The organism is Geobacter sp. (genome assembly GCF_030834625.1).
Lineage (GTDB): Bacteria > Desulfobacterota > Desulfuromonadia > Geobacterales > Geobacteraceae > Geobacter.
The window spans coordinates 1-3,645 of record NZ_JAUQXO010000096.1 but is presented as its reverse complement, the minus strand read 5'-3'; the positions used below and the strand labels follow the sequence as shown (position 1 = coordinate 3,645).

The 3,645-nt window shown below is 57.6% G+C and carries 3 protein-coding genes; all 3 read left to right on the top strand.

The features are described 5' to 3' along the window. Window positions 1–145: 145 nt before the first annotated feature. On the top strand, window positions 146–1,021 hold the full coding sequence (ylqF, locus tag RCH91_RS21010; protein ID WP_306537384.1) for a ribosome biogenesis GTPase YlqF: 876 nt from the start codon (window positions 146–148) through the stop codon (window positions 1,019–1,021). 67 nt (window positions 1,022–1,088) lie between these two features. After that, entirely contained in the window at window positions 1,089–2,330 is a 1,242-nt protein-coding gene (locus RCH91_RS21005) for a DUF2252 domain-containing protein (protein WP_306537382.1), read from the top strand. A 1,137-nt stretch (window positions 2,331–3,467) separates the two neighbouring features. Continuing rightward, window positions 3,468–3,645: DUF998 domain-containing protein (locus RCH91_RS21540; protein ID WP_373694414.1), on the top strand; the 178-nt coding region annotated here is incomplete at its 3' end.

Here is a 3,645-nt window from a genome sequence, read left to right as displayed (position 1 = left end):
AGGGCGAGAAGGCGGTCAAGGCCGATCACTGCCAGTACTTTTGAAACAGCGCGTGCTCAGATTATGGCTTTGTCCGGGGGAGGTATGTGGTACTGTAGGTTTGGACAGAAACCGCCACTACTATTGCTGTGGAAAGAATACGAATATGACGATCAAGTGGTATCCCGGTCACATGGGCAAGGCCCAGGAACAGATTTCCGAGGCGATTAGAAGAATCGACGTGGTTATCGAGGTCCTCGACGCCCGACTCCCCGCCTCCAGCTCCAATCACCAGCTTGCTGAAATGCGCCGAAACAAGCCGTGCATCAAGGTGCTGAACAAGAAGGAGCTTGCGGACCCAGCCGTCACCAAGGCATGGGTCCGCACTTTTGAAACCGAATCCGGGGTGCGCGCTCTCCCCCTGTCGGCGAAGCAGCACAGCGAAGTGAAGCAGCTGATCAAGCTCTGCCAGCGCCTGGCGCCGAACCGCGGCAGACCGGGCCTGCCGGTGCGCGTCATGGTGGTCGGCATTCCCAACGTCGGCAAGTCGACCCTGATCAACACCCTGGCCGGAAAGTGCGTGGCCAAGGTCGGCGACAAACCCGCCATCACCACCTGCGCCCAACTGGTCGACCTGCGAAACGGCATCACCCTCTCCGATACGCCGGGGCTCCTCTGGCCCGACATGACCGACCAGGTGGCGGCCTATCGCCTGGCAACCAGCGGCGCCATCGGGGCCAACGCCCTGGACTATACCGTCGTGGGGCTCTTCGCCGCCGAATTCATGATGCAACGATATCCGGAGCTTCTCAAGGAGCGCTACAAGCTCACGGAACTCCCCGACAACTCCACCGCGGTCCTCGAAGCGGTCGGCCGCTGCCTCGGCTGCATGGCTCCCGGCGGAGTGATCGATCTGCACCGGGCGGCCGAGGCCTTTCTCCGGGAGCTCCGGGCGGGGAAAATCGGCCGAATCAGTCTCGAAGAGCCGGAAAAAGATGCCGGCGGGGCAGAAAATCTCGATTCCTCGGAGCGAAGTGAATGAACACGTGCAAACACCTTCAAATTATCCGGATTTCCGCCTGAAACCCTGACAGCCGTGAGTATCCGCCATGGCCCATGACCGCACCGTCAAATCGATCCTCCGCTTCAACGCCGGCCGCGACCCGGAGCGGCTCGCCCTCAAGTACCGGGCCATGCGGAAGAGCCTTCTCGGCTTCCTGCGGGGCACCAACCACCTCTTCTGCGAGACCGCTCCCGACTCGCCCCTGCTCCGCGCCGCGCCCGCCGTCTGGTCCTGCGGCGACCTCCACATCGAGAACTTCGGCAGCTACAAGGGGGACAACCGGCTCGTCTACTTCGACATCAACGACTTCGACTACAGCGCCCTGGTCCCCTGCACCTGGGACCTTCTCCACTTCATGACGAGCGTCCATACCGCCGCAGAATCCCTCGGCTTCGACTGTGACACGGCATCCCGCCTCTGCACAGAATTCCTGACCGCCTACACCTGCGCCCTGCGGGAGGGGAAAGCCCGCTGGGTCGAGCGGGCCACGGCCCAGGGAATGGTGCGCAAACTCCTGAAAGGGCTTAAACGGCGCAAACGGTGCGACTTCCTCGACAGTCGCACCGTCAGCCGCGGGAAGAAGCGCAGCATCCGCACCGACACCGGGAAGGCGCTTCCCGCCACCAGGGAAGAGCGGAAAAAGATCGCCGCGTTCATGGCTGGATTCGCGGCGCAGCAGCCGAACCCCGGCTTCTTCACCCTCCTCGACGCGGCCCGCCGGATCGCCGGCACCGGCAGTCTCGGCACCGAGCGGTACGTCCTCCTGGTGGAAGGTAACGGTTCGCCGGACGAAAACTACCTCCTCGACCTGAAGCTCGCGTCCCCCTCCCCCCTCGCCCGCCGCTTCGCCGCGCTCCAGACCCTGTGGGAGAGCGAAGCCGAGCGGGTCGCATGGGTCCAGCGCCAGATGCAGGCCATCGCCCCCGCGCTCCTGCAGCCGGTGGAGCTGGAAGGGCGATCATATGTCATCAAGGAGCTCCAGCCCTCTGGCGACAAGGTGGAGCTAGACCAGTGGAACGGGAAGATCGGACGGCTTGAAGACATGATGACCACCATGGGGGAGATCACCGCCTGGGACCACCTCCGGGGGAGCGGCCGCAAAGGGGCGGCCGTCGCCGACGCCTTGATCGCCTTCGGTGAGGATGATACGTGGCCGGCTCCCCTCGCCACCCTGGCACGGGAGTGTGCTGCGCAGACCAGGCGGCAGTGGGAGGAGTTCTGTGCAGGGTACGATGGGGGGTTTTCGAGATTCGGCGGACGGCTGTCCAGTAAGGCTCATGATGCCTGAGGAGAAAACAGTCGCGAAGTTTCGGCGGGGTTTCTCGGGAGGCTGCTGCATGATGTTTTTCCCGGATTTTTCAGGGGCAATTGCCGGGAGATAATTCAATCATTCCAGTCGGCTAGCTTGACTGAACGCGTTTTATATCTCATACTTCGGGCAAAAAACGCCCATTTCTGGCCCTATTAGGGGTCTACTTCACACTGTATCAATATTTTAATGTGCATAGACTAAATATCCAAAATGGGCAGATCACCGGTTCACGCGTGCGCGTGAACTGCTCATTAACGAGTTATATCAAAAAAAGAAGAGGACAAATTATGCCAAGAATTGAGCATGTCCCCATGGAGTGTAAATTCTGCAATTGCTGGGCTTTCCAGAGAATAGAAAGGACAGAAAAAGGCATCCTTCTTTCATGCACGCATTGCCCGGCGAGTAACGAGATAACGATTCCCAAGAAAAATGTGCCGAGCATTATTTCCGCCTTTCGCGACGCCTATTGTAACGCAAGAGATACCTATCCCGAGATCGCCGTTTTACGCTTTCCGGGTGATTATGTATCTCGTACAAAAGAGGATTAGGAACATAGATGATTTTCCCTTCGGATGTTCTTTCATCTGTTGGAAACATATAGCCCTCTTCTAAAAGCTGCGATACAAGGTCTTTCAACGGTCTCATACTATCATCCTCAGGAAATGGAGGTTCTTTTGTGGGCGCATACGCTACAAAATCCTTTTTCAAAAAACGACTCAAAGAGTACACCGAATCAGGAGACAAATATTTCGAGGTTGCTCCTGCCCCAGACTGTTGCCCGAAATGTGAAGCCAAGGCGAATAAGAAAATCTCAATAGAAACAGCAACAACAGACGATTACCCTCCGTTCCATCGCGAATGTAGGTGTGCAATATTGCCTCTTGGCGAAAACCAAGAACCGGGAGCACTCAAGAGTATTAGAGCAAAGTATGAGTCGGGCGAATTCCCCATGAAAAGATGTCTCCATTGCAAAGAGTGGATTGCTGGTAATTCCATCGACTGTAACCGTTGCGGCAAGAGTCAGATATAACCACGTCCTTGCACCTGCCCTAAAACCCGGCAGGTGAAGGCCGGCCCCGTTAACCAGCCAGAGATCATCCCTTTCCGTGTGATATGAGCCTACGAAAAATTGGCATTCTATGCGGTATCTTGGGCCCGCTCCTTTGGCTTTCACTCATCGGCGTTGCGGGAGCTATGCGACCGGAGTTCAATCACATCACGCATTACATCAGCGAGCTTGGGGAACGAGGGAGTTCCACGGAGGTCATGATGCGATATGCAGCATTCGAAT

Bases quoted from the DNA above. Each gene is read 5' to 3' on its own strand.
- RCH91_RS21005 (WP_306537382.1), top strand. From the start codon at position 1,089: ATGGCCCATGACCGCACCGTCAAATCGATCCTCCGCTTCAACGCCGGC.
- ylqF (WP_306537384.1), top strand. From the start codon at position 146: ATGACGATCAAGTGGTATCCCGGTCACATGGGCAAGGCCCAGGAACAG.